Annotated in this window: 1 protein-coding gene; it reads left to right on the top strand. The window is 45.8% G+C overall.

Annotation, left to right across the window (positions count from 1 at the left end; all coding sequences use genetic code 11):
- The first annotated feature begins 110 nt into the window (after positions 1-110).
- Positions 111-1,763: a transposase gene (locus GC096_RS03330; RefSeq protein WP_171628884.1), complete on the top strand. Its 1,653-nt coding sequence runs from the start codon at positions 111-113 to the stop codon at positions 1,761-1,763.
- The last annotated feature ends 90 nt before the right edge of the window (positions 1,764-1,853 follow it).

Raw genomic sequence — 1,853 nt, forward strand, 5'->3', positions numbered from 1 at the left:
AACTACAACTTCCTGAAATTCTAATAAAACAACGTGTTTTCTTCTCTTCTCTCTCTAATTCTTCCTCATACATGGTATAATATAAAGAGTGAAAAGAGGGGGCGTTACTTTTGAAACAGATTCGTTACAAGCAGTTGGAGCAGATATCATTTGCCGACATGGAAGTCTTTTCGGTATTACCAGCACATCCTATCTGGAGTCGTGCGGCTGAACTACTCGACTTCAGTTTTGCGGATGAAATCTGTGCTCCACTCTATTCTACTCGTGGACCAAAGCCTTACGCCCCCTCGTTAAAGTTAAAACTCCATATCGTGCAACGCTATTACAATCTCTCAGACCGCGAAATGGAAGAGCGCGTTATTGGAGATTTGTTCATTAAGCGGTTTCTGGGTCTGCCGGTAAGCTTTATCGGATTCGATCACAGCACTATTGGCCTCGACCGGGAACGGATGGGGTCTGTTCTTTTTGACGCTTGTCACCACCATATTCTTGCCCAAGCCAAACAAAAAGGTTTATGGGGAGAGAATAAGGAGGTCTGGCTAGTCGACTCGTTTCATACAGACGGACATGTGGCGCGGTTGTCCGCTTACCGTCTCATCAAGCAAGCCGTTCTTCGGGTAATCAACCACCTCAAACGTGCCAACATCATGCTGTATCGGCAGCTTGGTCTTGAATTGGACCTGCAGGTATTGACCGAAAAACTACCCGTCAATCCTACGCCAGAAGATGGCGCCGCCTTGTTCAGCAAATTGGTAGTCCTTGCTTACGGGCTATTATATTGGTTTGAGAAAGAAACCATTCGCTCTATGTTCTGGTCATGGAACAACCGTGAACGACAGCTTGTTTCACTGGAAAGACAAGCAATTCTGTTTCGTATCCTTACCGAGAATACAGAGCCAGGTTATCCGGATGATCCAGATGGCACCTACAAGAAACGCCCCCGCAAAGAACGTCCGGCAGATCGGCTACTGAGTAGCTTTGATCCGGATGCGCGCGCGGCCAAGAAAAGGGCAAAAACGTTTGTCGGGGACAAGATTCAAGTGGTTACATCGGCGACTCACAACATTGTGCTGCTTGCAGAGCCTATTGCTTGTAATGAGCCGGACGGAGCACAATTGCAAAAGCTTGTGAACACAATACGAGAGAGGCATCAAGTTAAACCCGAAGCGGTTACAGCAGATTCTGCCTACGGATATGGATGTCATCGCCAAGCCTTCACTGCAGACGATATCACTTTGGCCGCACCACTGAAGACGGTAAACTCCAACCCTACAGGCTTATATTCTAACGACTTATTTGTTTATGACCAAGAGGCCAAAACTGTAACCTGCCCTGCTGAAATTATGACGAGCACGTCTGTAGATAACCGTAAGATTGAAGGGAAGCAGTATAAATTTTCTAAATCAACGTGTAAATCTTGCCCATTACGTGAGCAATGCACGGAGAGTGCCTCTGGCCGAACGGTCTTCATTAGTGACTACTACGAAGAGTTCCAGACAGCCAAAGCATTTAATGAGACAGACGAGGCCATGAAGTTGTTTATGCTGCGAAATAAAGTTGAACGCAAGAATAACGAGATGAAAAACCATAACGGCCTCGGAACCGCCCGCGTACACTCAAGAGAGAAACGCCGCTCAGAAGTAAAAATTGTGAGCATGGTCGTTAATCTAAAACAGATGGTTAAACAAGAAAAGCCGCTCGTGTTGGGATTCGTAAGAAAACGACTCCCTAGTTCCCGCATGCCCTTTTTGCAAGTCAACTAGCAAATAAGACCAAGAGAAAGCTTTATTACGGTACGATAGACCTCAAATTACCTTGAAAATATTCGCAGTAGAATATATAAGTACTACTGG

Origin of the sequence: Paenibacillus plantarum, from assembly GCF_013141695.1 — a bacterium.
Classification (GTDB): domain Bacteria; phylum Bacillota; class Bacilli; order Paenibacillales; family NBRC-103111; genus Paenibacillus_E; species Paenibacillus_E plantarum.